The sequence below is a fragment of the Variovorax raffinosi genome (assembly GCF_051216615.1).
Lineage (GTDB): Bacteria > Pseudomonadota > Gammaproteobacteria > Burkholderiales > Burkholderiaceae_C > Variovorax.
The window spans coordinates 1204238-1228784 of sequence record NZ_JBPJZR010000001.1 but is presented as its reverse complement, the minus strand read 5'-3'; the positions used below and the strand labels follow the sequence as shown (position 1 = coordinate 1228784).

Genomic DNA, 24547 nt, shown 5'->3' with positions numbered 1-24547 from the left:
CGGCCTCTCTTCAGAGACACATGTGGTTTCAGCCGCGCGGGTTTGCGGCAGGCCAGCTGAGGCGGCGGAACTCGCGGCGCAAGGCCGAGAGTGTCTCTGGCGTGGCCTTGGCATAGCGCTGGGCTTCGAGCTTCAGCAGCCAGTCGCGAACGGCTTGCGCGGCGGGGCCGAAGCGGGCATCGGCCTCTTGCGCCATCTGGCGAGGCGGGGTTGTCTCGGGCAGCCGCAGGCCCGACTTGGCCAGGCGTGCGCGCGCCTGGCCCAGCAGGCGCAGCCACGGGTCGTGCCGGCTGCGCTCCCACAGCGTCCAGGCCGCGCCGGCAAGGCTGGCGCCGATCAGCAGGTAGAGCAGCACATAGGCCAGGTCTTCGAGGCTGGGGGCTTCGAAGCCGATGTTCTTCAACAGGTTGAGCTGCCGGCTCTGCGTGTAGTTGAGCACCCACTGGTTCCAGCCGTTGTTCACAGCCTCCCACGCGGCGCGGATGTTCTGCGCGAGCGTGGGGCTCATCGCGCCGATGACGCCGGCGAACAGGCCCGGTTGCTGCACCAGCCGCTGCATCTGCCCGATGCGGCCCGGTGCCACCGACGCGGTCGGGTCGACGCGCACCCAGCCCGCGCCTTCTTGCCAGACTTCAGCCCAGGCATGCGCATCGCTCTGGCGAACGATCCAGTACTTGTCGACGCTGTTGAGTTCGCCGCCCTGGTAGCCGGTCACGATGCGCGCCGGTATCTGCAGGTTGCGCATCAGCACGACGAAGGCCGAGGCGATGTGCTCGCAGAAGCCTTCCTTGCGGTCGAACCAGAACTCGTCGGCCGTGTCGTTGCCATAGACGCCCGGCTCCAACGTGTAGGTATAGCCGCCGGTGCGCAGGCGTTTCAGCGCCGCCTGCACGAAGGCCTGCATGGTGGCCTCGTGCAGCGCCGGGTCGTTGCGCATCTCGGCGGCCAGCGCGGCGGTGCGCGGGTTGGTGCCGGGCGGCAGCGACAGGTAGGCCTGCAACTGGCCACCGGTGCGCTTGATCGGGCCGCTCCGGAACTGCGTGTAGCTCTCGGCCTTGTAGCGGACCAGGTCGTTGATCGGCCGGTTCGCGAACCATTGCAGATCGGGTGTGCCCGTGACCTCGATACCCGCCGCTTCGGGCGCACGCAGCGCGGCATCGAGTGTCAGCAGCCAGGGGCGGTTGTTGGCCTCGAGGGTGACTTCGTAGCGGACCGGCTCGCCGCTCACGCGCAGGTTGGAGGACCACTGGGCGCCGCGCATCCACGAGGGCAGGGCGGTCCACTCGCGGCCGTCGAACTGCGCGAGCACCGGGCCGCGAAAGTAGAGCTGGCTTTGCGGCGGCGCGCGGTTGTCTTCGAACTTCACGCGTGCGGCGATGCTGTCGTCGAGCGCGAGTTCGGCGATGGTGCCGACGCGCATGGTGTTCGACAGCCCCGTGCGGCCGGCCATGGCGTCGCTGGGCGTGCCCCAGAGCGGCGCGAAGCGCGGGAACAAGAGAAACAGCGCGAGCATGATCGGCGCGCCGGCCAGGGCCATCCATCCGGCGGTGCGCGCGGCCTGCATCAGCGGGGGGCGGCCTACCGGCATGTGCGCGTTGACCAGCGCGGTGAGCAGGCCGAGCAGCGCGAGCAGCATGGTGAAAGCGGTCAGCAGCGACTGCGAATAGAAGAAGTTCGTAAGCATCGCGAAGAAGCCCAGGAAGAAGATGACGAAGGCGTCTCTTCTGGCGCGCAGCTCCAGCGTCTTGAGGGCCAGCAGGATGACGACGAGCGTGACGCCGGCATCGCGGCCCAGCAGCGTGCGGTGGGTGGCGTAGGTGGCTGCGAGCGTCAGCGCGAGCAGGGCGACCCGCCACCATCTGCTGGGCAGCGGGCGCGCCTGCACCGCGAGGCTGCCGCGCCAGAGCAGGACCATGGCGGTGATGGCCGTGCACCACCAGGGCAGGTTTTCTGCCTGCGGAAGAACGATCAGCGCGATGACGGCCAGCAGGAAGAGCGTGTCCCTGGCATCCCTGGGGAGGGCCGCGAGCTGTTGCAGGAGCTTCTTCAACATAGCGCCAGCGCCTCCAGGCAAGCCCTTCGGTGCGCTTCCCCTTGCGAAGGCTTCACGACCCGGCCTGCCACGCGCACGCCATAGTCCACGCCCAACCGGTCGGCCATCAGCACCCAGGCACAGAGCCGCGAAATCCGTGCTTCGCCATCCGCCAGCCCGGTGACCTGCGCGTCGAGCCACAGCTCTTCGCGTTGCGTCTGTTGCGTGTCGCGGCTGACGAGGTCTTCCGAGCCGGTCGCCTGTGCCCGCGCGGCCTTCTTCCAGACCACCAGCTTCAGCGGATCGCCGCGCCGGTAGGCGCGAACGCCGTCATATTCACCGGCCCCGTGCGCGCGCTGTGCGGCGGACAGCGCCGCCGGCCCCGACAGCGGCTCGCCCGGTGGCAAGGGCGGTGGATGCGCCTCTGGTGCGGGGTAGACCAGCATCTGCGCCGCTGGCCGCCACACGGTCCACACACGGAAGGTGCCGAGCGGAAAGCGGGTCTCGGCTGTCAGCGGCGGCACGGGGTGCAGGCCGCGTCGCTCGGGCCGGAACGCGATCTCGACGGTGGACGTGCCTTCGGCCGGCACATCGGTCCAGGCCCATTGCCCGCTGCCGCGCACGGCCATGCCGATGCCGTAGCGCACGCTGCGCCGCGCGTTGTGCAGCACCACCCGGAAGACGGCTGCGGCGCCTGCGTAGTGCGCGTCGGGCGGCACCATGTGCATGGCCAGGCCGCGCAGCGTGCCGTGGCACACATGCATGCCCACGGCCACGCTGCCGGCCAGAAGGAATGTGAGCAGGTAGCCCAGGTTGAGCTGGTAGTTGATCGAGGCGACCAGCAGCACGAGCAGGGTGGCGGCCAGCGTCCAGCCGGCGCGCGTGGGCACGATGTAGACGTTGCGCTGCGTCAACTCCAGCGTGTCCGAGGGCGGACGCCGCGACAGGAACCAGCCGTCGATGCGCGAGCGGAGAGCGCCTGCACGGCTCACGGCAAGGGCACGGCCGCGATCATCGCGCGCACCTGCTCGACGGCGCCCCGGCCGGCATCGCCCACGGGCGTGAGGCGGTGCGCGATCGTCTGCGGCAGCACGGCCTGCACGTCGTCGGGCGCGACGTAGTTGCGGTTGGCCAGCAGTGCCTGCGCCTTGGCGGCGCGCAGCACGGCAATGCCGGCGCGCGGCGACAGGCCTTGCAAAAACCAGCGGCCCGAACGCGTGGCCGCGATCAGGTCCTGCACGTAATTGAGCAGCGGCTCGGCCGCATGCACCTGCTGCACGCGCTGCTGAATGGCCATCAGCTCGCCGGCCGTCAGCAGGGCGGGCAGGCCGGCCAGCATTTCGCGGCGGTCGATGCCCGAGAGCAACTGGCGCTCGGCGGCGCGGTCGGGGTAGCCGAGCGAGATCCGCATCAGGAAGCGGTCGAGCTGGGATTCGGGCAACGCGAAGGTGCCGAGCTGGTCCTGCGGGTTCTGCGTGGCGATCACGAAGAAGGGCGTGGGCAGCGGGCGCGTCTCGCCTTCGATGGTGACCTGCTTTTCTTCCATCGCTTCGAGCAGCGCGCTCTGGGTCTTGGGGCTGGCGCGGTTGATTTCGTCGGCCAGCAGCACCTGGGCAAAGATCGGCCCGGGGTGGAATACGAAGGCCTGCTGCCCGCGGTCGTAGATCGCCACGCCCGACAGGTCGCCCGGCATCAGGTCGGCCGTGAACTGCACCCGCGAAAAATGTAAACCGAAGGTGTGCGACAGCGCATGGGCGAGGGTGGTCTTGCCGACCCCCGGAACGTCCTCGATCAGCAGGTGTCCACCCGCCAGCAGGCAGGCTACACAGTCGCGCACCTGCGCCTCTTTGCCCACGATCACCGTGTTAAGCTGACTCAGCAAAGTGGCTAGCTTCGCAGCAACGTCCATATTTGTATCCATATGCAAACGATACCGTAAGACCTTGCGGCCCCATGCCGCGTGAGGTCTAGACGCGACAGAGACATGGGCAAGACAGGCTACTTCACACACCGCGACTTCTGGAAGCACGACATGGGCAACGGGCACCCCGAGTGCCCCGGTCGACTGGATGCCATCGAAGACCGCCTGCTGCTGACCGGCGTGGGCGATGCGCTCGAACAGTGCGACGTGCCGCTGGCCACCCTTGAGCAGCTCACCCGGGCGCACAGTACGGCGCACGTCGAGCACCTCGAAGAGCTGCACCAGCGCCTGGTGGCCGACGAGCCCGCCGGCGGCCCCGACCATGCGCAGGTCGACCCCGACACCGTTCTGACCCGCTTCACCCTGCTGGCCGCGCGCCGCGCCGCCGGCGCCGCCATTGCCGCGACCGACGCGGTGATGGCCGGCGATATAGAAAACGCGTTCTGCTCGGTGCGCCCGCCGGGCCACCATGCCTGCCGCGAGCAGGCGATGGGTTTCTGCTTCTTCAACAACATCGCCATCGCGGCGCGGCATGCGCTGGATGTGCATGGCCTGGACCGCGTGGCCATCGTCGATTTCGACGTGCACCATGGCAACGGCACCGAGAACATTCTCTCGGGCGACCCGCGCGTGCTGATGGTCGGCTTCTTCCAGCATCCGTTCTATCCGTACAGCGGCACCGAGCACCCGGCCTCGAACATGCTGAACATGCCGATCCCGGCCTACACCAGGGGCATGGACGTGCGGGAGATGATCGAGGCGGTCTGGATGCCGCGTCTTGAGGAATTCAAGCCGCAGATGCTCTTCATCAGCGCCGGTTTCGATGCTCATCGCGAAGACGACCTGGGCCAGCTCGGCCTCAACGAAAACGACTTCGCCTGGATCACCGGCCGCGTGCACGATGTGGCCAAGCGCCATGCGCGCGGGCGCATCGTGTCGATGCTCGAAGGCGGCTACAACCTCGATGCGCTGGCGCGCAGCGTCGAAGCCCACATTCGCGTTCTCGCGGACCTGTAACGCAGTCGGCGTCATTCGCGCGCCATGTTTTCCCAATCGATGAACTTCAACGACTTCACCCAACGATTGAGCCAGGTCGATGCGCGCGGCCTTTCGATCGAACTTGCCGCACTGGTGGCCTGCGTGGCGCTGGCCTGGGCCGTCTGCAAATGGTTCGGGCGCGACCAGCCCAAGGACTCGATCTGGTTCGGCGAGCGCACCTTCGACGGCCTGCTGTTCCCGCTGCTGTCGCTGGTGCTGACCGACCTGGCGCGGCGCGCGGTGATCGAATTGCAGCCCGTGCTGGTGCTGCGCATCGCGGTGTCGGTGTTCCTGTCGCTCGTGGTGATCCGACTGTTCGCGCGGGTGCTGCGCGCGGTGTTTCCCGCGTCGAACCTGGTGCGGCTGATCGAGCGCACGATCTCCTGGCTGGCGTGGATCGCGGCCGTGCTGTGGATCGTCGGGCTGCTGCCGCCGGTGCTGGCCGAACTCGACAACATCACGCTGGCCTTCGGCAAGACACGCGTGAGTTTGCAGACGATCTTCCAGGGCGTGCTGTCGGCGGGGCTGGTGATGGTGATTGCGCTGTGGATTTCCAGCACCATCGAAAAGCGCATCCTGCGCGAGGCCGTCACCGATCTTTCGATGCGCAAGGTGGCGTCGAACGCGGTGCGTGCGTTCCTGCTGCTGGTCGGCTTGCTGTTCGCGCTGTCGGCGGTGGGCGTGGACCTGACGGCGCTGTCGGTGCTCGGCGGCGCGCTCGGCGTGGGCCTGGGCTTCGGCCTGCAGAAGCTGGCGGCCAACTACGTGAGCGGCTTCGTGATCCTGCTGGAGCGCTCGATCCGCATCGGCGACAACGTGAAGGTCGACACCTTCGAAGGCCGTATCACGGACATCAAGACGCGCTACACGCTCATTCGGGCAGGCAATGGGCGCGAGGCCATCGTGCCGAACGAGTCGCTCATCACCAGCCGGGTGGAAAACCTGTCGCTGGCCGACCGCAAGTTCAACATCACGACCAGCATCGCGGTGGGCTACGAGAGCGATGTGGCGCAGGTGCAGTCCATCTTGTGCGAGGCCGCCAAGGCGCAGCCGCGCGTCATGACCGACCCGGCGCCGGTTGCCTATCTCCTCAATTTCGCGCCCGATGGCCTGGAGTTCACCCTGAATTTCTGGGTCGCAGACCCTGACAAGGGCAAGGACAACGTGCGCTCGGCCATCAACGTCGCCATTCTCGAAGGCCTGCGTGGCGCCGGCATCGACATTCCCTACCCGCAGCGGGTGCTGCACGTGGCATCTTTGCCGCCGGGAGTCGCGCCAGCGCCCGACGCTGTTTTATAATCGAGGAAAAGCACGATCGTTCTTTTTCTATCGGCAGCCAATGCCGACGAGAAGAATGGAGAGGCTGCAAGGTCGCGTCCTAGAATGGCCGGTTGCCCTCGAAGCCCCCTTTTTGCAATCCAATGGAGTCAAGTCAATGAAGGTTCTTGTGCCTGTCAAACGGGTCGTCGATTACAACGTGAAGGTGCGCGTCAAGAGCGACGGCACCGGGGTGGACATTGCCAACGTCAAGATGAGCATGAACCCCTTCGACGAGATCGCTGTCGAGGAAGCGGTTCGCCTGAAGGAAAAGGGCGTGGTCACTGAAGTCATCGCTGTTTCGTGTGGCGATGCGAAATGCCAGGAAACCCTGCGCACCGCCATGGCCATCGGCGCCGACCGCGGCATCCTCGTTGAAACCACCGAAGAGCTGCAGCCGCTGGCTGTGGCCAAGCTGCTCAAGGCGCTGGTGGACAAGGAACAGCCCTCGCTCATCATCCTGGGCAAGCAAGCCATCGATGACGACGCGAATCAAACCGGCCAGATGCTGGCTGCGCTGGCCGACCTGCCGCAAGCCACCTTCGCCTCCAAGGTCGAAGTCGCAGGCGACAAGGCCACCGTCACGCGCGAAGTCGACGGCGGCCTGGAGACCATTTCCCTCACGCTGCCGGCCGTCATCACGACCGACCTGCGCCTGAACGAGCCGCGCTACGTCACGCTGCCCAACATCATGAAGGCCAAGAAGAAGACGCTCGACGTCTTCAAGCCTGAAGACCTGGGTGTGGACGTCAAGCCGCGCCTGAAGACCCTGAAGGTCAGCGAGCCGCCCAAGCGTGGTGCCGGCATCAAGGTGCCTGACGTTGCAACGCTGGTGGACAAACTGAAGAACGAAGCGAAGGTGATCTGAACATGACCGCACTTGTTATTGCCGAACACGACCACGCCAGCATCAAGCCGGCCACCCTCAATACCGTGACCGCAGCCATCGCCTGCGGTGGCGATGTCCACGTGCTCGTGGCTGGTGCCAACGCGGCGGAAGCAGCGAAGGCCGCCGCGCAGATCGTTGGCGTGTCCAAGGTCATCGCCGCCGACAGCCCGAGCTTGGCTGAAAACCTCGCAGAGAACGTTGCAGCTCAAGTGCTGGCCATCGCCGGCAACTACAGCCACATCCTGTTCCCCTCGACCGCCAACGGCAAGAACGTCGCACCGCGCGTGGCCGCCAAGCTGGACGTCGCTCAGATCAGCGACATCACCAAGGTGGACAGCCCTGACACCTTCGAGCGCCCGATCTACGCCGGCAACGCGATTGCCACGGTGCAGAGCAGCGATGCGACCAAGGTGATCACGGTTCGCACGACCGGCTTCGACGCTGCAGCAGCGACCGGTGGCAACGCCACCGTTGAAACCGCTGAAGGCGTCGCAGACAGCGGCAAGAGCAGCTTCGTAGGCCGTGAAGTCACCAAGAGCGAACGCCCCGAACTGACCGCAGCCAAGATCATCGTCTCCGGTGGCCGTGCATTGGGCAGCGCCGAGAAGTTCACCGAAGTGATGGCGCCGCTGGCCGACAAGCTCAACGCGGGCCTCGGCGCCAGCCGCGCAGCCGTCGACGCGGGCTACGCCCCGAACGACTGGCAAGTGGGCCAGACGGGCAAGATCGTCGCGCCGCAGCTGTACATCGCAGCCGGCATCTCGGGCGCGATCCAGCACTTGGCCGGCATGAAGGACTCCAAGGTGATCGTGGCGATCAACAAGGACGAAGAAGCGCCGATCTTCTCGGTGGCCGACTACGGCCTCGTGGCCGACCTGTTCGTGGCCGTGCCCGAACTGGTCAAGGCGCTTTGACCGTATCGACGCAATGAGCCAGAGGGCATCGTTCGCGATGCCCTTTCTACATCTGCTGTATCTGGAGACAAGACCATGAGCTACACCGCACCCCTCAAGGACATGCTGTTCGACATCGAGCACCTGGCCAACATCGGCGAGATCGCCAAGCTGCCCGGCTTCGAAGACGCCGGCCTCGAAACCGCGCAGGCCGTTCTCGAGGAGTGCGCGCGTTTCAACCAGGACGTGGTGGCGCCGCTGAACATCGAAGGCGACCGCAACCCCTCGTCGTTCAAAGGCGGTGCCGTCACCACCACGCCGGGTTTCAAGGAAGCGTTCGCGCAGTACGTGTCAGGTGGCTGGCAAGGCCTGCAGCATCCGACCGACTTCGGCGGCCAGGGCCTGCCCAAGACCATTGGCGCGGCCTGCGGCGAAATGCTCAACTCGGCCAACATGAGCTTCGCGCTGTGCCCGCTGCTGAGCGATGGCGCCATCGAGGCGCTGCTCACCGCCGGCTCCGACGAGCTGAAGGCCGTGTACCTCGAAAAGCTCGTGAGCGGCCAGTGGACCGGCACGATGAACCTCACCGAGCCGCAGGCCGGCAGCGACCTGGCCATGGTGCGCAGCCGCGCCGAGCCGCAGCCCGACGGCACCTACAAGGTGTTCGGCACCAAGATCTTCATCACCTACGGTGAGCACGACATGGCCGAGAACATCGTGCACCTCGTGCTGGCCCGCGTGAGCGGCGCGCCTGAAGGCGTGAAGGGCATCAGCCTGTTCGTGGTGCCGAAGTTCATGGTCGGCAAGGATGGTTCGCTGGGCGAGCGCAACGACGTGCACTGCGTGAGCATCGAGCACAAGATGGGCATCAAGGCCTCGCCGACAGCCGTGCTGCAGTACGGTGACAACGGCGGTGCCATCGGCTACCTCGTGGGCCAGGAGAACCGCGGCCTCGAGTACATGTTCATCATGATGAACTCGGCCCGCTACGCCGTGGGCATGCAGGGCATCGCGATTGCCGAGCGCTCCTACCAGCACGCCGTGGCCTACGCCAAGGACCGCGTGCAGAGCCGCCCGGTCGATGGCTCGATCAACGCCAGCGCGCCCATCATTCATCACCCCGACGTCAAGCGCATGCTGATGACGATGCGTGCCTACACCGAAGGCTGCCGCGCGATGGCCTCGGTGGCTGCCGCCGCTTACGATGCCGCGCATCACCATCCCGATGCCGATGCGCGCAAGCAGAACCAGGCCTTCTACGAATTCATGGTGCCGCTGGTCAAGGGCTACAGCACCGAGATGAGCCTCGAAGTGACCTCGCTCGGCGTGCAGGTGCACGGCGGCATGGGCTTCATCGAAGAGACGGGCGCGGCGCAGTACTACCGCGACGCCAAGATCCTCACGATCTACGAAGGCACCACCGCGATCCAGGCCAACGACCTCGTGGGCCGCAAGACCGCGCGCGACGGCGGCCAGACCGCCAAGGCCATCGCCGCGCAGATCGAGAAGACCGAAGCCGAGCTGGCAAAGAGCGATCACCCGGCTGCTGCTGCCGTGCTCAAGCGCCTGACGGCCGCGCGCCTGGCTTTCATCGACGTGGTCGATTTCGTCGCAGGACAAACCAAGGCATCGCCGAACGCCGTGTTCTCGGGCAGCGTGCCGTACCTGATGCTCGCGGGCAACCTCGTGGCCGGCTGGCAGCTCGCGCGTTCGCTGATCATTGCGCAGGACCTGGCTTCGCGCAGCTTCGACACCGACTTCATGCTCGCCAAGATCGCCACCGCGCGTTTCTACGCCGAGCACATCCTGAACAAGGTGCCGGGCATCCGCGACAGCATCGTGGACGGCGCCGAGAGCGTCACGGCCCTGGCGCTCGACGCGTTCTGAGCCGCCTCCCTGTCGCCCATCTGACGGGCGACAGAGGCCTTGCTCTCTTATAAAACCGAAACCCATTTCCGGAGACAACATGTCCAAGCTGCCCCCCGTCCTCGCGAACCTGCCGCTGCCGATCATCGGCTCGCCGCTGTTCATCATCAGCAACCCCAAGCTCGTGATTGCGCAATGCAAGGCCGGCGTGGTCGGCTCGATGCCGGCGCTCAACGCGCGCCCCGCGGCGCAGCTCGAAGAGTGGCTGATCGAGATCACTGAAGAGCTGGCCGCCTACAACAAGGCCAACCCCGACAAGCCCGCCGCGCCGTTCGCCATCAACCAGATCGTGCACAAGAGCAATGACCGGCTCGATCACGACATGGAAATGGTCGTCAAGTACAAGGTGCCGATCGTCATCACCTCGCTGGGCGCGCGCACCGACGTGAACGACGCGGTGCACAGCTACGGCGGCGTGACGCTGCACGACATCATCAACAACAAGTTCGCGCAGAAGGCGATCGAGAAGGGCGCCGACGGCATCATCGCCGTGGCGGCCGGTGCCGGCGGCCATGCGGGCGTGAAGAGCCCCTTCGCGCTGGTGCAGGAGATTCGCCAGTGGTTCGATGGCCCGATCGCGCTGTCGGGCTCCATCGCCACCGGCGGCGCGGTGCTTGCCGCACAGGCCATGGGCGCCGACTTCGCCTACATCGGCACGGCCTTCATCGCGACCGAAGAAGCACGCGCCAGCGACGACTACAAGCAAGCCATCGTCGATGGCAGCTCGGACGACATCGTCTATTCGAGCCTGTTCACCGGCGTGCACGGCAACTACCTCGCGCCCAGCATCGTCAAGGCCGGCATGGACCCGGCGAACCTGCCTGAAGGCGACGTGAAGACCATGAACTTCGGCGGCGGCGAAGGCAGCAAGGCCAAGGCCTGGAAAGATATCTGGGGCTCAGGCCAGGGCATCGGTGCCGTGACCGAGGTGGCCAGCGCCGCAGCCTTCATCGAGAAGCTCAAGCGCGAATACGAGGAAGCAAGGCAACGGCTGGCGCTTTGACCACGCTAGCAGGCGACCTGCTGCCTGCCAGCAGGTCCGCGTCTTCATCTTCGCTGGGGCGCATGCCGTTGCTCGACGCGGCAAAGGGCATCGCTTGCGCGGTGATCGTCGGCCATCACTTGTCGCGCTACGGCCCGATGCCGGCCGGCGCGTATGCGCTCGCGCCCGATTTCTTCGCCTGGCTGGCGAACGAAGGGCGGCTGGCGGTGCAGGTGTTCCTGGTGATTGCAGGTTTTCTCGCGGCGTCCAGCCTGGCGCCGGACGGCCTGCTGCGCGGCGACCGTCCTGTTGCCCGCATCCTGCAGCGCTATGGCCGGCTGGTGATGCCGTATCTGGCGGCGCTCACGGTGTGCGTGTTGGTCGCGGCGCTGGTGCGGCCGTGGCTCGACGAAGAAGTGGTGCCCGCGGCACCCACCATGGGGCAGTTGATCGCGCATGGGCTGCTGCTGCAGGACTTGCTGGGCTACGAGTCGCTGTCCACCGGCGTCTGGTACGTGGCCATCGACTTCCAGCTCTTTGCGCTGGCGCTGACGCTGGTCGGCCTGCCCGCGATGCTGCAGCGTTCCGGTTCGGCGGCGGTGAATGCGCGGGCGCGCTGGCTGCCGGTGGCGCTGGTGCTGGGGCTGGCCGTGGCTTCGCTCGCGCTCTTCAATCGCAACGCGGGGCTGGACGACACCGCGTTCTATTTCTTCGGCACCTATGGCCTGGGCATGCTGGTGTTCTGGATCGGGCGCGCAACGCGCTTCAGCACCTGGCAGAGCGCGGTCGCGTTGCTGGCGCTGGTGGGGGCGGGTGCACTCGCCATCGACTGGCGCAGCCGCATCGCCATCGCGCTTGTCACCGCGCTGCTCATCGCCATCGCCCAGCGCCGGCACTGGCTCTCGCCGGCGCATTGGCCGATGGCGGCGGTGCCGCTGCAGCGGCTGGGGCGCATGTCCTATTCGCTGTTCCTCATTCACTTTCCGGTGCTGCTCGCGATGAATGCGCTGGTCGCGAATGCCGGGCCGCACGGCGCGTGGTTCGACGCGGCCGGGCTGGTGGTGACCTTCGGGCTCTCGGTGGCGGCCGCGGCGCTGCTGCACCGCTGGGTGGAAGTGCGTCCCGCGTCCTGGCGCGCGGTCTTCACGCTGTTTGCCGCATTGCTGGTCAGCGGAATAGTCGTTTCTCATTAACGAGCCCGGCGCCAGCGTAGGCGCCTTGGTCGAATCTTCTTGAACGGGTTGCGCTGGCGGCCCGGAGCGGGCAGGCTCCGGTTTCGTCAGTTGCCTCCGTCTTCGGTATGATTGTGGAAATTTCAGTAAATACTGAAAATACACGAAACCAAGGAATGACCAAGCACTCGCCACCACGATCGCCAGTACGGGCCGTCGCGTCGCCTGACATCGGCAGCGTGGTGCAAGGCGCCGCCGCGCTCTTGTGGCTGCCGCAGGCGGCCTTGCTGGCGATGGCGGTTCAGGGGCTTGCATCGGGGCAGGGCATGGCAGCCGTGCTGTGGCCGGCCGGCCTAATCCTGGCGCTGGGGCTGCTGCGGGCAGGCTGCGAGGCCTGGGGCGCACGCCGGACCTTCGGCCGTGCCAGGGCGCAACTCTCGGCCTTGCGCGCGCAAACGGTTGCCGCATTGGCTGGCGGCTCGCCAATGGACCGCGGCCGTGCGCCTTCAGGACAGGTGGCCAGCGTGCTCGCCGAGCAGGCCGAGGCGCTGGTGCCGTACCTCGTGCGCTACCAGCCCGCGCGCTGGCGCGTGATGGTCGTGCCCATCTTCATCCTTTGCGCCGTGGCGAGCCTTTCGTGGGTGGCTGCGCTGGTGCTGCTGTTCGCGGCACCGCTCATTCCCATCTTCATGGCCATCGTCGGCTGGCGCGCCAAGGCCGCCAGCGAGGCGCAGATGGTCGAGATGGGTGGCATGAACGCCTTCCTGCTCGATCGCCTGCGCGGCCTGGCCACATTGCGCGCGCTCGGCGCGGTGGACGCCACGGCACAGCGCCTGGGCGACGCCGCGCAGTCGCTGCGCAGGCGGACGATGGCCGTGCTGCGCATCGCGTTCCTTTCTTCGGCCGTGCTGGAGTTGTTCTCTGCATTGGGCGTCGCGATGGTGGCGGCGTACGTCGGTTTCTATCTGCTGGGTTCACTCAACTTCGGCGCGTGGGGCCGGCAACTGAGCCTGGGCGAGGGGCTGTTCATCCTGCTGCTTGCGCCGGCCTTCTTCGAGCCGTTGCGCGAACTCTCTGCGGTCTGGCACGACCGGGCAGCGGGAGAGGCGGCCTTGCAGGCGCTCGATCAATTGCAGCGCAATCAACTGCCGCTGCCCGGTGCGAATGCCGCAGTGACACGCGCCGCGACGGGCTCGGCAAGTGCCGGTTCCGCACCCGCCATCGCCGTCCACGGCCTGCACTTCTCCTGGCCGGGCGAGTCGCAGGAAGTCTTTGACGGCTACGAACTTCGCATCGCGCCCGGCGAGCACGTCGCGCTGACGGGCCCCAGCGGCTCGGGCAAGACGGCCTTGCTGTCGCTGCTCGCAGGACTGGTGCCCGCAGGCAGCGGCGACATATCGATCGGCGGCGTGACGCTCACCGACCACACCGTGGCCGCATTGCACCAGCGGATGGCGTGGATGGGACAGTCGCCCCACGTGTTCGCCGGCTCGGTCGAAACCAACGTCGCCTTGGGACGCACAGGCATCGACACGCCGCAAGTCGCCGCAGCCATGCACTTCGCCTCGCTCGAAGACGTCGCGCAGGCGCACCCCGGTGTGACGTTGGGCGAGGGCGGCAACGGCCTGTCGGGCGGCGAGGCCGTGCGGCTCGCGCTGGCGCGCATCGCGGTGCATCCGCATGCCGACCTGCTGCTGATTGACGAGCCTACGGCGCATCTGGACACCGAGACAGCCGAGCGCGTGGCCGATGCGCTGGTGGCCCTGGCGCGAGGCAAGACCCTCCTCGTCGCAACCCATGACCCAGTGCTCGCAGCGCGCATGGACCGCGTGGTGAGCCTCGGCGCCGAAACGATGGAGAAGGCCGCATGAGAAGCCAGCCCTCCACCCATTGGCGCGATCTGCGCCTGGTGCTGCGCCCCTTCTTCGCCGCACAGCCGCGCGCGCTGCTGCTCGGTGGCCTGCTCGCGGCGATCACCGTGCTCGCGGGCATGGCGCTGCTGGGCCTTTCCGGCTGGTTCATCACCGCGACCGCATTGGCTGGCCTGCACACGGCCACGGCCTTCACGTTCGATGTGTTCATGCCATCGGCCGGCATTCGCCTGCTGGCGCTGGGCCGCACGGCATCGCGTTATGGCGAGCGGCTCGTGACCCATGACGCGACCTTCTCGGTGCTGGCCTCGCTGCGCGTGCGCCTGTTCCGTGGCTGGGCCAAGGCCGAGGCCGCGCGCGAACTGTTGATGCGCCCGGCGCGGCTGCTGTTTCGCCTGACGTCCGACATCGACGCGCTCGAATCGCTCTACCTGCGGCTGCTCGTGCCCGCAGCGGCCGCGCTGGGTGCTGCATTGCTCGCAGGCGTCGTGCTCGGCTTCATGCATGTGGGCATGGGGCTGGCGCTCGGGCTTTGGCTGGTGGTCGTCGGTTGGGGCATGGCGTTGCTGGTGGCCAGGCGTGCGCGGCGGCCGGCTGTGCAGCGTGCACATGCCATCGAGGCATTGCGCGCACGTGCCGTCGATCTGGTCGCGGGGCAAACAGACCTCGTGATGGCGGGCCGCATCGACGCGCAGCGCGAGGCATTGATGAACGCCGACATGCATCTCGCCAAGGCCGATCTGGCCTTGAACCGGCTCGAAGCCGCCGCCGGCTTTGCCTATGGCAGCGCAGGCAGCTTGACCTTGGTAGGCGTGCTTCTGGCCGTGGGTGCGTTGGTGAACGAGGGCCTGATCGGCGCACCGGCTGCTGCGTTGGCCCTGCTGATCGCGCTCACCGCCACCGAACCTTTCGCCGCCTTGCGCCGCGGTGCGCTCGACGCGGGCCGCACATGGCTGGCCGTTCGCCGTCTGGCACCGCGCATGGCGTCAGAAGAAGACGATGAAGAGGCCGCACCGGCCGAACACGATCCGCAAGTCGCACTGCGCTTGATCGACATCCACGTCGCGCACCCCGGCAGCCACACCCAGGTCTTGAGCAATGTCTCGCTGACCCTCCATGCGGGCGAGCGCGTAGCGTTGATCGGTGCCAGCGGCACCGGCAAGTCCACGCTGCTCGCCGCCATCGCTGGCGAAATCACGCCACGGTCGGGCAGCGTGCATGCGCAACCATCGTGTCTGCTGACCCAGCGCACCGAACTCTTCCAGGACAGCCTGCGCGACAACCTGCGGCTCGCCGACCCCAGTGCCACGGACGCGCAGTTGTGGGCCGTGCTGCAAGCCGCCGGCCTCGATCGCGACGTGCGCGCGCTCGCCACAGGACTGGACACACGCCTGGGCGAAGGCGGCCTCGGTCTCTCGGGCGGCCAGTCGCGCCGGCTCGCACTCGCACGACTGCTTCTGCGCCCCACGCCGCTCTGGCTGCTCGATGAACCCACCGAAGCGCTCGATGCGCCCACTGCCCACGACGTGCTGCATCGCCTTGCCGAACAGGCCGGCCCGCGCACCGTGCTGATCGCCACGCACCTGCGCCGCGAGGCCGCGCTCGCCGACCGCCTCGTGTGCATGGCGCAGGGTCGCATCGTCTGCGAGCTGCCACGCGGCAGCGAGGCCTTCGATGCCGCATTGCGCAGCCTGCGCCCCGATTGAATCCGGATCAGAAAACAGAACAGGGAACAAAAAGGAAAACCACCCATGGACCTCGACATCGTTGCGCTATCGCGCCTGCAGTTTGCCGTCACGGCGCTGTATCACTTCCTGTTCGTGCCGCTCACGCTCGGGCTCTCGATCATCCTTGCCATCATGGAGACGGTCTACGTCATGACCGGCCGCGTGATCTGGCGCGACATGACGAAATTCTGGGGCGTGCTCTTCGGCATCAACTTCGCGATGGGCGTGGCCACCGGCATCGTGATGGAGTTCCAGTTCGGCATGAACTGGAGCTACTACAGCCACTACGTCGGCGACATCTTCGGCGCGCCGCTGGCCATCGAAGGGCTCATGGCCTTCTTCATGGAAGCGACCTTCGTGGGCTTGTTCTTCTTCGGCTGGGACAAGCTCTCGAAGGTGGGCCACCTGACGGCCACCTGGGCGGTGGCCATCGGCTCCAACTTCTCGGCGCTGTGGATCCTGATTGCCAACGGCTGGATGCAGAACCCCGTGGGCGCGGCCTTCAATCCGCAGACCATGCGCATGGAAGTGACCGACTTCGCCGCGGTGCTGACCAATCCGGTGGCGCAAGCCAAGTTCGTGCACACCGTGTCGGCGGGCTATGTGTGCGCGGCCGTGTTCGTGCTCGGCGTGTCGGCGTGGTACCTGCTCAAGGGCCGCCACATCGCGCTGGCCAAGCGCTCGATGACCGTGGCCGCTTCGTTCGGCCTGGCCGCCGCGCTGTCGGTTGCCGTGCTCGGCGACGAAAGCGGCTACCTGTCGGGCGAGCACCAGAAGATGAAGCTGGCCGCCATCGAAGCCATGTGGGAAACGCAACCCGCACCCGCGGCCTTCACCGTGCTCGGCTTCCCCGACCAGGAGGCACGCGAGACGCACTACGCGATCCACATTCCCGCCGTGATGGGCCTGATCGGTACGCGCTCGCTCAACACCGTGATGCCCGGCATCGACGAACTGGTGAAGCGCGCTGAGGCCCGCATCCGCGAAGGCTTGAAGGCCTACGACGCACTGCAGAAGATCCGCGAGGCCGGCGGCCCCAGCAAGGTCACGCAGGGCGTGCGCGGCGACTTCGAGGACAACGGTATCAACATGGGCTATGCGTTGCTGCTCAAGCGCTACGTGGACGATCCGCGTACCGCCACCGACGAACAGATCAGCAAGGCCGCATGGGACACCGTGCCGCAGGTGGCGCCGCTGTTCTGGCTGTTCCGCGTGATGGTCGGCATCGGCATGCTGCTGATCCTGCTGACCGGCACCTTCTTCGTGCTCTCGGCGCGCCGCATGCTCGACCGCTACCGGTGGCTGCTCAAGGTCGCGGTGTTCGCGATTCCGCTGCCGTGGATTGCCATCGAGTCCGGCTGGCTGGTGGCGGAGTTCGGCCGCCAGCCCTGGGTGATCGAAGGCGTCCTGCCGACGGCGGTGGCGGTGTCGAACCTGGGCGTGAAGACGCTCCTGCTCACGCTCGCGGGCTTCATCGCGATCTACACCACGCTGCTCATCATCGAGATGAAGCTGATGCTCAAGGCCATCCGCAAGGGGCCTGAGGCCGAGCACTCGCCCGATGAGGGCGACGCACGCTCGCACGTTCCGCCGGCGCACGCCGCCATTGCTTCTTCGTCTTCTTCCGGGAGCGCCGCATGATTCTTCACACACTCCTCGACTACGACACCCTGCGCTTCATCTGGTGGCTGCTGATCGGCGTGCTGCTGGTGGGCTTCGCCGTGACCGACGGCTTCGACCTGGGCAGCGGCATGCTGCTGCCGTTCGCGGCGCGCAACGACATCGAACGCCGCGTCGTCATCAACAGCGTCGGCCCCGTGTGGGAAGGCAACCAGGTGTGGCTGATCCTGGGCGGCGGCGCGATCTTCGCGGCCTGGCCGCAGTTGTATGCCGTGTCGTTCTCGGGCTTCTACCTGGCGATGTTCGTGATTCTCACGGCGCTGATCCTGCGGCCCGTGGCCTTCAAGTTCCGCAGCAAGCGCGAGTCGCCGCAGTGGCGCGCGCGCTGGGACTGGGTGTTGTTCTTCAGCGGCTTCGTACCCGCGCTGATCTGCGGCGTGGCCGTGGGCAATGTGCTGCAGGGCGTGCCGTTCCGCTTCGGCACCGACATGCACATCTTCTACGACGGTGGTTTCTTCGGCCTGCTGAATCCGTTCGCCATTCTGTGCGGGCTGGTGTCGGTGGCCATGCTCGTGATGCACGGTGCGGCATGGCTGTTGCTCAAGACGGAAGGGCCGGTGGCCGAGCGCGCGCGCACCTACGGCATCGTCGCGTCGGTGCTCACGATTGCGCTGTATGCGCTGGCGGGCGTGCTGCTCGCCACGAGCATCGGCGGCTATCGCATCAGCAGCGTGGTCGATACGGTCGGGCCATCGAACCCGCTGCTGAAGACTGTCGAGCTGCATGCGGGGGCATGGACTGCCAACTACGCCTCGCATCCGTGGACGCTCGCAGCGCCTGTTGTCGGCTTTGTCGGTGCGCTGGGTGCGCTGCTCGGTTTGGTGCTGCGCCGCCCGGTGCTGGCGCTGCTGACGGCGGCGTTGGGCATCGCCGGCATCATCCTGAGCGTGGGCGCGTCGATGTTCCCGTTCATCCTGCCGTCGTCGATCGATCCGCGCGCCAGCCTCACGGTGTGGGATTCATCGTCGAGCCATCTCACGCTGTTCATCATGCTGGTGGTCACGGCCTTCTTCATTCCCCTGATCGTGGCCTACACGACCTGGGTCTATCACGTGCTGTGGGGCAAGGTCGATGAAAAGGCCATCCGCGACGACAGCGGTCACGCCTACTGAACGGAGGAAAAAAACATGTGGTACTTCGCCTGGATCCTCGGCCTGCCGCTGGCAGCAGCCTTCGCCGTACTCAACGCCATGTGGTACGAACTCATGGACGACGACGCCATCCGCAAGGAAAAGCTCGGCATGCCTGAATCATCTGAAGGGCAAGAGCGGCTCTGAGGTTTTTTTCAAGGCTTTTGTTCAGGGCGAGTGCGAATGACACCAGGAGCTCCCCTCCGCGAATGTCCCCCGCTTCGCTCCTCCTTTATTTCGCTGCGGGGAGCACCTGGTGTCATTCGCACATGGACACGCTGCTGGTGCTTCGCCGATCAACGACCGCTCTGTCCAACGCTCACGTCGATACGGGGCTCTTTTTCGCGAAATAAAGGAGGAGCGAAGCGGGGGACATTCGCGAAAAAGAGCACCGTGTCGGCGGGAGCGTCGCCCTGAACAGCAAGCCCCAAAACGTGAACGCTCCCCCGGGCCCGAAGAATCAATCAGCAGCGGGCGTTTTCTTCTTCGAAGCACCGCCGCTCAGGCGGTCCTTGAGCGTCAGCACCCGCGTCACGGTCGCGCCCATGCCCATCAGCTTCATGACGGTTTCGGGCGACAGCCGCTGCACGTCGTCGAACCATTTCATGAGCCGGTCGATCAGCTCGTGCATCTCGCGCATGCGCTCCTGCGCGTGACGTTCGGCGTCGCTCGTGGGCGATTCGAGCAGCGCATTGCGCAGCATCGACAGCGTGGGCTCGATCTCGCGGCGGCGGCGCTCCTCGGCCAGCACACGGAAGATTTCCCACACGTCCGTAGGCGCCTCGAAGTACTCGCGGCGATCGCCCGGGTGATGCCGCAGATGCACCAGGCGCCAGGCCTGAAGCTCCTTCAAACCCATGCTCACGTTCGAGCGTGAGAACTCCAGCAGCTCTGCGATCTCGTCGGCATTGAGCGCGCGCTCGGACAAAAAGATCAGCGCGTAGATCTGCCCGACGGTGCGGTTGATGCCCCATTTGCTGCCCATCTCGCCGAAGTGCGCGACGAACTGGCGGTTGAGGGAAGGGAGGTCGGAGGAGTTGGGCATGCGCCGGATTGTCGCGCCGGATTGCTGGAAGTTCGGAAGTTTCCGAAAACTCAATCCGTCGGCGAGCCGTGCGGCGAGCGCCGCCGGTACGACCCCGGCGCGCCGCCCGTCCACGTCTTGAAGGCTCGCTGGAAAGCCGCGCTGTCCGCAAAACCCAGCTCTTCAGCCAGCGCCGCGAGCGGCACGGTGCTGGTGTTGAGCCGCACGATGGCCAGGTCGCGCCGCAACTGGTCCTTCAGCGACTGGAACGAGGTGCCTTCCGTCGCCAGGTGGCGCTGCAGAGTGCTGACCGACATGTTCAGTCCCTTCGCGGTCGTTGCCAGATCGGCCCAGGCGGGCCGGTTCTGCTGCAGCACCGAGCGCACGCGCGCGCTCACCGCCTGTTCCGCCAGCCGGGGCAGGATCACATTGGCCGGCGCCGCCGCCAGGAACGCATTCATCGCCTGCGTGTCGCGAAGCACCGGCGTGTCGAGCGCGCTGCTGTCGAACCACACAGCCGAGCAGGGCTGCCCGAACTGCAGTTGTCCGGGAAACACCTTCGCATAGCCGTCGGCGTAGTGCGGCAGCTCGAAGCCGAAATCGAAACGCCGTGCCGCCAGCCGGCCACCGTGCAGCCAGGCGAACAGCCGCCAGTACACGCGCAGCATCAGCTCGTGCAGGAAGTTCTGGTGCGTGGCGGTCGGGTCGTTGAGCTGCAGGCCGAAACCCGCGAGCGGCCCTTCCCGCAGCAGCACCAGCGTCAGGTCGTCCTGCAGCAGGCTGAAGGTGTGGGCCACGCGGCGCAGCGCTACCTCGAAGGTGGGCGCGCCCAGCGTGGCACGCGTCATCAGCGCGAAGCTGCCGCGGCGCAGGCGGCGCGTGAGGAGGCACAGGGCTTCGTCGTCCAGCCGGTCCATCAGCAGCGCGAACAGGGCGACGTACTGCTCGGCGGTGACACGCGATCCCATTTCTTCGAGCAGCGCCGGCGCAACGCCGGCGTCTTCCAGCGCGGCATCGACGTCGATGGGCGCGGCGCCGCCCCGGGCGCGGATGCCCGAGAGCATGCCCTGCACGAAGGCGATCGGAATGGTGGTGGGCGGTTGCAGCATGGCGCAGCGATCAGACCCCAAGCATGCCACCGTGTCGATTGACGTTTTCTGCAATGCGAACGAAGCGAAGCGCAATCGCCGGGCCGGAACCTGGTTCCTACCATTCGGCAACAGAAAAAAAGAGACGGAGACAAACCATGTACATGACCCAGGCCCTGCACCGCAGCGTGCAGCAGCATCCCGACAAGGTGGCCGTGCGTTTTGCCGGCCGCGCTCGCAGCTTTCACGAATACGTCGACCGGGTGGCGCGCCTGGCGGGTGCGCTCCAGCAGCTAGGCATGCAGGCGGGCGACCGTGTCGCGATGCTGTCGCTCAACTCCGACCGCTACCTGGAATACCAGATGGCCGTGCCCTGGGGCGGCGGTGTGCTCAACCCCTGCAACATCCGCTGGTCGGCCGCGGAAATTCTCTATTCACTGGAAGACTCGGGCTCTTCCATCCTGCTGGTCGACGAGGCCTTCAAGGGCATGGTCGAGCAGATGCGCGGGCAGGCGACGAGCCTGCGCGAAGTGATCTATTGCGGCGACGGTGCGCTGCCGCCCGGCATGCTCGGCTACGAGCGGCTGATCGATGAGGCCGTGCCGGTGCCCGATGTCGTGCGCCGCGACGAAGACCTGGCCGGCATCTTCTACACGGGCGGCACCACCGGTTTTCCCAAGGGCGTGATGCTGAGCCACACCAACATGTGCAGCTCGGGGCTGGCGCTGCATGCCGAGCACCTGGCGCCACCCGACGGCGGCTACCTGCATGCCGCGCCCATGTTCCACCTGGCCGACATGGGGCTCGCCATGCCGCACTGGTTCGAGGGCAACACGCATTCGATCGTGCCGGCGTTCAGCCCCGAAGCTGTGCTGAACGCCATCGAGAGCGACCGCGTGACCCACGTGCTGCTGGTGCCCACGATGATCCAGATGCTGGTCGACCACCCCGCGATGCGCCAGCCGCGCGACCTGAGCAGCCTGAAGTGCATCACCTACGGCGCTTCGCCGATCTCGGAGGCGGTGCTGAACCGCGCGATCGACGCTTTTCCGGGCGTGGACTTCGTGCAGGCCTACGGCATGACCGAGCTGTCGCCGCTGGCCACCATCAATCCGGCGCGCAACCACACGGCGCAGGGCCGCAAGTTGGGCAAGCTGCGCTCGGCCGGGCGCGCGAGTTATTGCATGGAGGTGCGCATCGTCGATGCGGACGGCGCCGAAGTGCCGCGCGGCACCGTGGGCGAAGTGGCCGTGCGCGGCCCCAACGTGATGCAAGGCTACTGGAACAAGCCCGAGCAGACGGCCGCCGCCGTGCGCGACGGCTGGATGCACACCGGCGACGGCGCGTACATGGACGACGACGGCTACATCTTCGTGGTCGACCGGCTCAAGGACATGATCATCAGCGGCGGCGAGAACATCTATTCGGCCGAAGTCGAGAACGCCATCACCCAGCACCCGGCCGTGGCCGCCTGCGCGGTGATCGGCATTCCGAGCGAGGAGTGGGGCGAGGCGGTGCACGCCGCGCTGGTGCTCAAGCCGGGGCAGGGCATCCGGCCCGAAGAACTCATCGCCCACTGCAAGACATTGATCGCCAACTACAAATGCCCGCGCAGCGTGGCGGTGCTCGATGCGCTGCCGCTGTCGGGTGCCGGCAAGGTGCTGAAGACCAAGCTGCGCGAACCTTTCTGGCAGGGCCGTCAGCGCAGCGTCGCCTGAGGCCTTTCTTCTTTTTCCATCCATTCAACTTCCAGGAGTCCTCCATGAGCCAAGACGTCCACGTCGTCGGGGTCGGCATGATCCCCTTCACCAAGCCCGGCGCCAACCAGCCCTATCCGCAGATGGCCGCGCATGCCACCAACGCCGCGCTGAAGGACGCCGGCATCGGCTATGAATTGATTCAGCAGGCCTACGTGGGCTACGTGTACGGCGACTCCACCGCCGGCCAGCGCGCGCTGTACGAGGTGGGCATGACGGGCATTCCGGTCGTCAACGTCAACAACAACTGCTCGACCGGCTCGACCGCGCTGTTCCTCGCGCGCCAGGCCGTGGCCAGCGGCGCGGCCGACTGCGTGCTCGCGCTTGGCTTCGAGCACATGAGCCCCGGCGCACTGGGCGCGATATTCAACGACCGGCCGAGTCCCTTCGACCACTTCGAGAGCATCACCGACGAGCTGGTCGGCAACGAGCAGGTGCCGCTCGCGCTGCGCTACTTCGGCGGCGCGGGGTTGGCCCACATGCAGCAGTACGGCACGCAGATGTCCACCTTCGCGAAGATCCGCGCCAAGGCCAGCCGCCATGCGTCGAACAACCCGCTGGCGCTGTTCCGCACCGTCGTCACCGAAGACGAGGTGATGGCCGCGCCCGTCATGTGGCCCGGCGTGATGACGCGGCTGATGGCCTGCCCGCCCACCTGCGGCGCGGCCGCCGCCATCATCTGCTCGGCCCGTTTCGCGGAGCGCCACGGGCTGGACCGCAGCGTGCGCATCAAGGCCCAGGCCATGACCACCGATCGCGCCACCACCTTCGAGAGCCGCGACATGCGCGAGGTGGTCGGCTTCAGCATGGCGCAGGAAGCCGCGCAGAAGGTGTACGACGCAGCGGGTGTCGGCCCGCAGGACATCGACGTGGTCGAGCTGCACGACTGCTTTGCGCACAACGAACTGATCAGCTACGAGGCGCTGGGCCTGTGCCCGGTGGGCGGTGCGGAGAAGTTCGTGGTCGATGGCGACAACACCTATGGCGGCAAGGTGGTCACCAATCCTTCGGGCGGCCTGCTGTCCAAGGGGCATCCGCTCGGCGCCACGGGGCTCGCGCAATGCACGGAGCTGGTCCAGCAACTGCGCGGCACAGCGGACAAGCGGCAGGTCGAAGGCGCGCGCATGGCACTGCAGCACAACCTCGGGTTGGGCGGCGCCTGTGTGGTCACGCTGTACGAACGCGTCTGAGGCCGGAACCCATGATCGACAAGAAATGGATCGGCCACGCGCTGCCCGCATCGGTGCTCCCCATCGAGCGCACCCGGTTGCAGTTCTTCGCCAAGGCCATCGGCGAGACCGACCCGGTCTACACCGATGCCGCCGCCGCACGCGACGCTGGCTACCCCGACCTGCCCGCGCCGCCCACCTTCCTGTTTGCGGCGGAGCTGGACTCCGGCGCTTCGGACCGGTTGCTCACCGACCTGCAGATACCGCTGTCGAAGCTGCTGCACGGCGAGCAGAGCTTCAGCTACCACCGCCCCGCCTGCGTGGGCGACACGGTGACGGTGCGCTCCACCATCAGCGACATCTACGACAAGAAGAACGGCGCGCTCGAATTCGTCGTCAAGACTTCACGCGCCACCAACCAGCGCGACGAACTCGTGGCCGAGCTGCGCACGGTGATCGTCTGCCGGCACTGACAAAGAGAACGCAAATGCCATGAACGCCATCACCACCTACGACGCCGTCAAGATCGGCGACGAACTGCCCGCGCTGCAGTTGCCAGCGGTCAACCGCACCACGCTCGCACTGTTCGCGGGCGCCTCGGGCGACCACAACCCCATCCACATCGACACCGACTTCGCGCGCAAGGCCGGCATGCCCGACGTGTTCGCGCAGGGCATGCTGGGTATGGCCTGGCTCGGGCGGCTGCTCACGCAGTGGGCGCCGCAGTCGCAACTGCGCCGCTTCGACGTGCGCTTCCAGGGCATCACCCACCTGGGCCACGCGGTGCAATGCACCGGCCGCGTGGTCGAGAAGCTGGAGCACAACGGAGAGCGCTGCGTGCGCGTCGAAGTGCAAAGCGCCAACCAGTACGGCCAGGTCCGCATCGCCGGCGAAGCGCTGGTGGCGCTGCGCTGATCCATTCAAGCAGAAG

At 66.7% G+C, this 24547-nt stretch carries 21 protein-coding genes; 16 read left to right on the top strand and 5 right to left on the bottom strand.

All coding sequences use genetic code 11. The features are described 5' to 3' along the window. Positions 1-28: 28 nt before the first annotated feature. From ACSFB7_RS05815 to ACSFB7_RS05805, 3 genes are read right to left on the bottom strand one after another with little or no spacing between them, the layout of a single operon-like run. Positions 29-2053 carry a transglutaminase TgpA family protein gene (locus ACSFB7_RS05815; RefSeq protein WP_435467921.1) on the bottom strand — a complete coding sequence of 675 codons (2025 nt, stop codon included), beginning with the start codon at positions 2051-2053 and terminating at the stop codon, positions 29-31. Next, the gene (locus ACSFB7_RS05810; RefSeq protein ID WP_435467919.1) at positions 2047-3024 is read right to left on the bottom strand and encodes a DUF58 domain-containing protein; all 978 of its coding nucleotides are present in this window, start codon (positions 3022-3024) and stop codon (positions 2047-2049) included. Before ACSFB7_RS05810 ends, ACSFB7_RS05815 begins: the two co-directional genes overlap by 7 nt. After that, complete coding sequence (locus ACSFB7_RS05805) at positions 3021-3941, bottom strand: AAA family ATPase (protein ID WP_435467917.1); 921 nt, start codon at positions 3939-3941, stop codon at positions 3021-3023. The genes ACSFB7_RS05810 and ACSFB7_RS05805 overlap by 4 nt, the downstream gene beginning before the upstream one ends. A 75-nt stretch (positions 3942-4016) precedes the next feature. On the opposite strand from ACSFB7_RS05805, the gene ACSFB7_RS05800 reads away from it, so the two are divergent. From ACSFB7_RS05800 to cydX, 12 genes are all read left to right on the top strand, one after another. After that, positions 4017-4970: a histone deacetylase family protein gene (locus ACSFB7_RS05800; protein WP_435467915.1), complete on the top strand. Its 954-nt coding sequence runs from the start codon at positions 4017-4019 to the stop codon at positions 4968-4970. A gap of 39 nt (positions 4971-5009) precedes the next feature. After that, entirely contained in the window at positions 5010-6290 is a 1281-nt protein-coding gene (locus ACSFB7_RS05795) for a mechanosensitive ion channel family protein (protein ID WP_435468094.1), read from the top strand. Between the two features lie 136 nt (positions 6291-6426). Further along, the gene (locus tag ACSFB7_RS05790) at positions 6427-7176 is read left to right on the top strand and encodes an electron transfer flavoprotein subunit beta/FixA family protein (RefSeq protein WP_097200196.1); all 750 of its coding nucleotides are present in this window, start codon (positions 6427-6429) and stop codon (positions 7174-7176) included. A gap of 2 nt (positions 7177-7178) precedes the next feature. Then, positions 7179-8111, top strand: coding sequence for an electron transfer flavoprotein subunit alpha/FixB family protein (locus ACSFB7_RS05785; protein ID WP_435467913.1), 933 nt, complete (start codon positions 7179-7181; stop codon positions 8109-8111). A 75-nt stretch (positions 8112-8186) separates the two neighbouring features. Next, positions 8187-9977, top strand: coding sequence for an acyl-CoA dehydrogenase (locus ACSFB7_RS05780; protein ID WP_435467911.1), 1791 nt, complete (start codon positions 8187-8189; stop codon positions 9975-9977). Between the two features lie 79 nt (positions 9978-10056). Further along, complete coding sequence (locus ACSFB7_RS05775) at positions 10057-11019, top strand: NAD(P)H-dependent flavin oxidoreductase (RefSeq protein WP_435467909.1); 963 nt, start codon at positions 10057-10059, stop codon at positions 11017-11019. A gap of 62 nt (positions 11020-11081) precedes the next feature. Beyond that, complete coding sequence (locus tag ACSFB7_RS05770) at positions 11082-12191, top strand: acyltransferase family protein (RefSeq protein WP_435468092.1); 1110 nt, start codon at positions 11082-11084, stop codon at positions 12189-12191. A gap of 155 nt (positions 12192-12346) precedes the next feature. Continuing rightward, positions 12347-14041, top strand: a complete 1695-nt coding sequence (gene cydD / locus ACSFB7_RS05765) for a thiol reductant ABC exporter subunit CydD (RefSeq protein ID WP_435467907.1) — start codon at positions 12347-12349, stop codon at positions 14039-14041. Continuing rightward, entirely contained in the window at positions 14038-15747 is a 1710-nt protein-coding gene (gene cydC / locus ACSFB7_RS05760; protein ID WP_435467905.1) for a thiol reductant ABC exporter subunit CydC, read from the top strand. Before cydD ends, cydC begins: the two co-directional genes overlap by 4 nt. A gap of 45 nt (positions 15748-15792) precedes the next feature. Then, positions 15793-17409 carry a cytochrome ubiquinol oxidase subunit I gene (locus ACSFB7_RS05755; protein ID WP_435467903.1) on the top strand — a complete coding sequence of 539 codons (1617 nt, stop codon included), beginning with the start codon at positions 15793-15795 and terminating at the stop codon, positions 17407-17409. Beyond that, positions 17406-18560 (top strand): cytochrome d ubiquinol oxidase subunit II, encoded by a 1155-nt coding sequence (gene cydB / locus ACSFB7_RS05750; protein WP_435467901.1) that lies wholly within the window; start codon positions 17406-17408, stop codon positions 18558-18560. The genes ACSFB7_RS05755 and cydB overlap by 4 nt, the downstream gene beginning before the upstream one ends. 15 nt (positions 18561-18575) lie before the next feature. Next, a complete protein-coding gene (gene cydX / locus ACSFB7_RS05745) occupies positions 18576-18725 on the top strand; it encodes a cytochrome bd-I oxidase subunit CydX (protein WP_187109120.1) in 150 nt (49 codons plus the stop codon). A gap of 313 nt (positions 18726-19038) precedes the next feature. Here cydX and ACSFB7_RS05740 read toward each other — a convergent pair whose 3' ends face one another. Continuing rightward, entirely contained in the window at positions 19039-19623 is a 585-nt protein-coding gene (locus tag ACSFB7_RS05740; RefSeq protein WP_435467898.1) for a GbsR/MarR family transcriptional regulator, read from the bottom strand. 50 nt (positions 19624-19673) lie between these two features. After that, entirely contained in the window at positions 19674-20711 is a 1038-nt protein-coding gene (locus ACSFB7_RS05735; protein WP_435467896.1) for an AraC family transcriptional regulator, read from the bottom strand. 137 nt (positions 20712-20848) lie between these two features. Between ACSFB7_RS05735 and ACSFB7_RS05730 the strand changes: the two genes are divergently transcribed. The 4 genes from ACSFB7_RS05730 to ACSFB7_RS05715 are packed head-to-tail and all read left to right on the top strand — an operon-like array spanning position 20849 to position 24531. Beyond that, positions 20849-22408 (top strand): long-chain-fatty-acid--CoA ligase, encoded by a 1560-nt coding sequence (locus tag ACSFB7_RS05730; protein WP_435467894.1) that lies wholly within the window; start codon positions 20849-20851, stop codon positions 22406-22408. 44 nt (positions 22409-22452) lie between these two features. After that, complete coding sequence (locus tag ACSFB7_RS05725) at positions 22453-23637, top strand: lipid-transfer protein (RefSeq protein WP_435467892.1); 1185 nt, start codon at positions 22453-22455, stop codon at positions 23635-23637. A gap of 11 nt (positions 23638-23648) precedes the next feature. Continuing rightward, positions 23649-24089, top strand: coding sequence for a MaoC family dehydratase N-terminal domain-containing protein (locus ACSFB7_RS05720; RefSeq protein WP_435467890.1), 441 nt, complete (start codon positions 23649-23651; stop codon positions 24087-24089). Between the two features lie 19 nt (positions 24090-24108). Beyond that, positions 24109-24531, top strand: a complete 423-nt coding sequence (locus tag ACSFB7_RS05715) for a MaoC family dehydratase (protein ID WP_435467888.1) — start codon at positions 24109-24111, stop codon at positions 24529-24531. Positions 24532-24547: the final 16 nt, after the last annotated feature.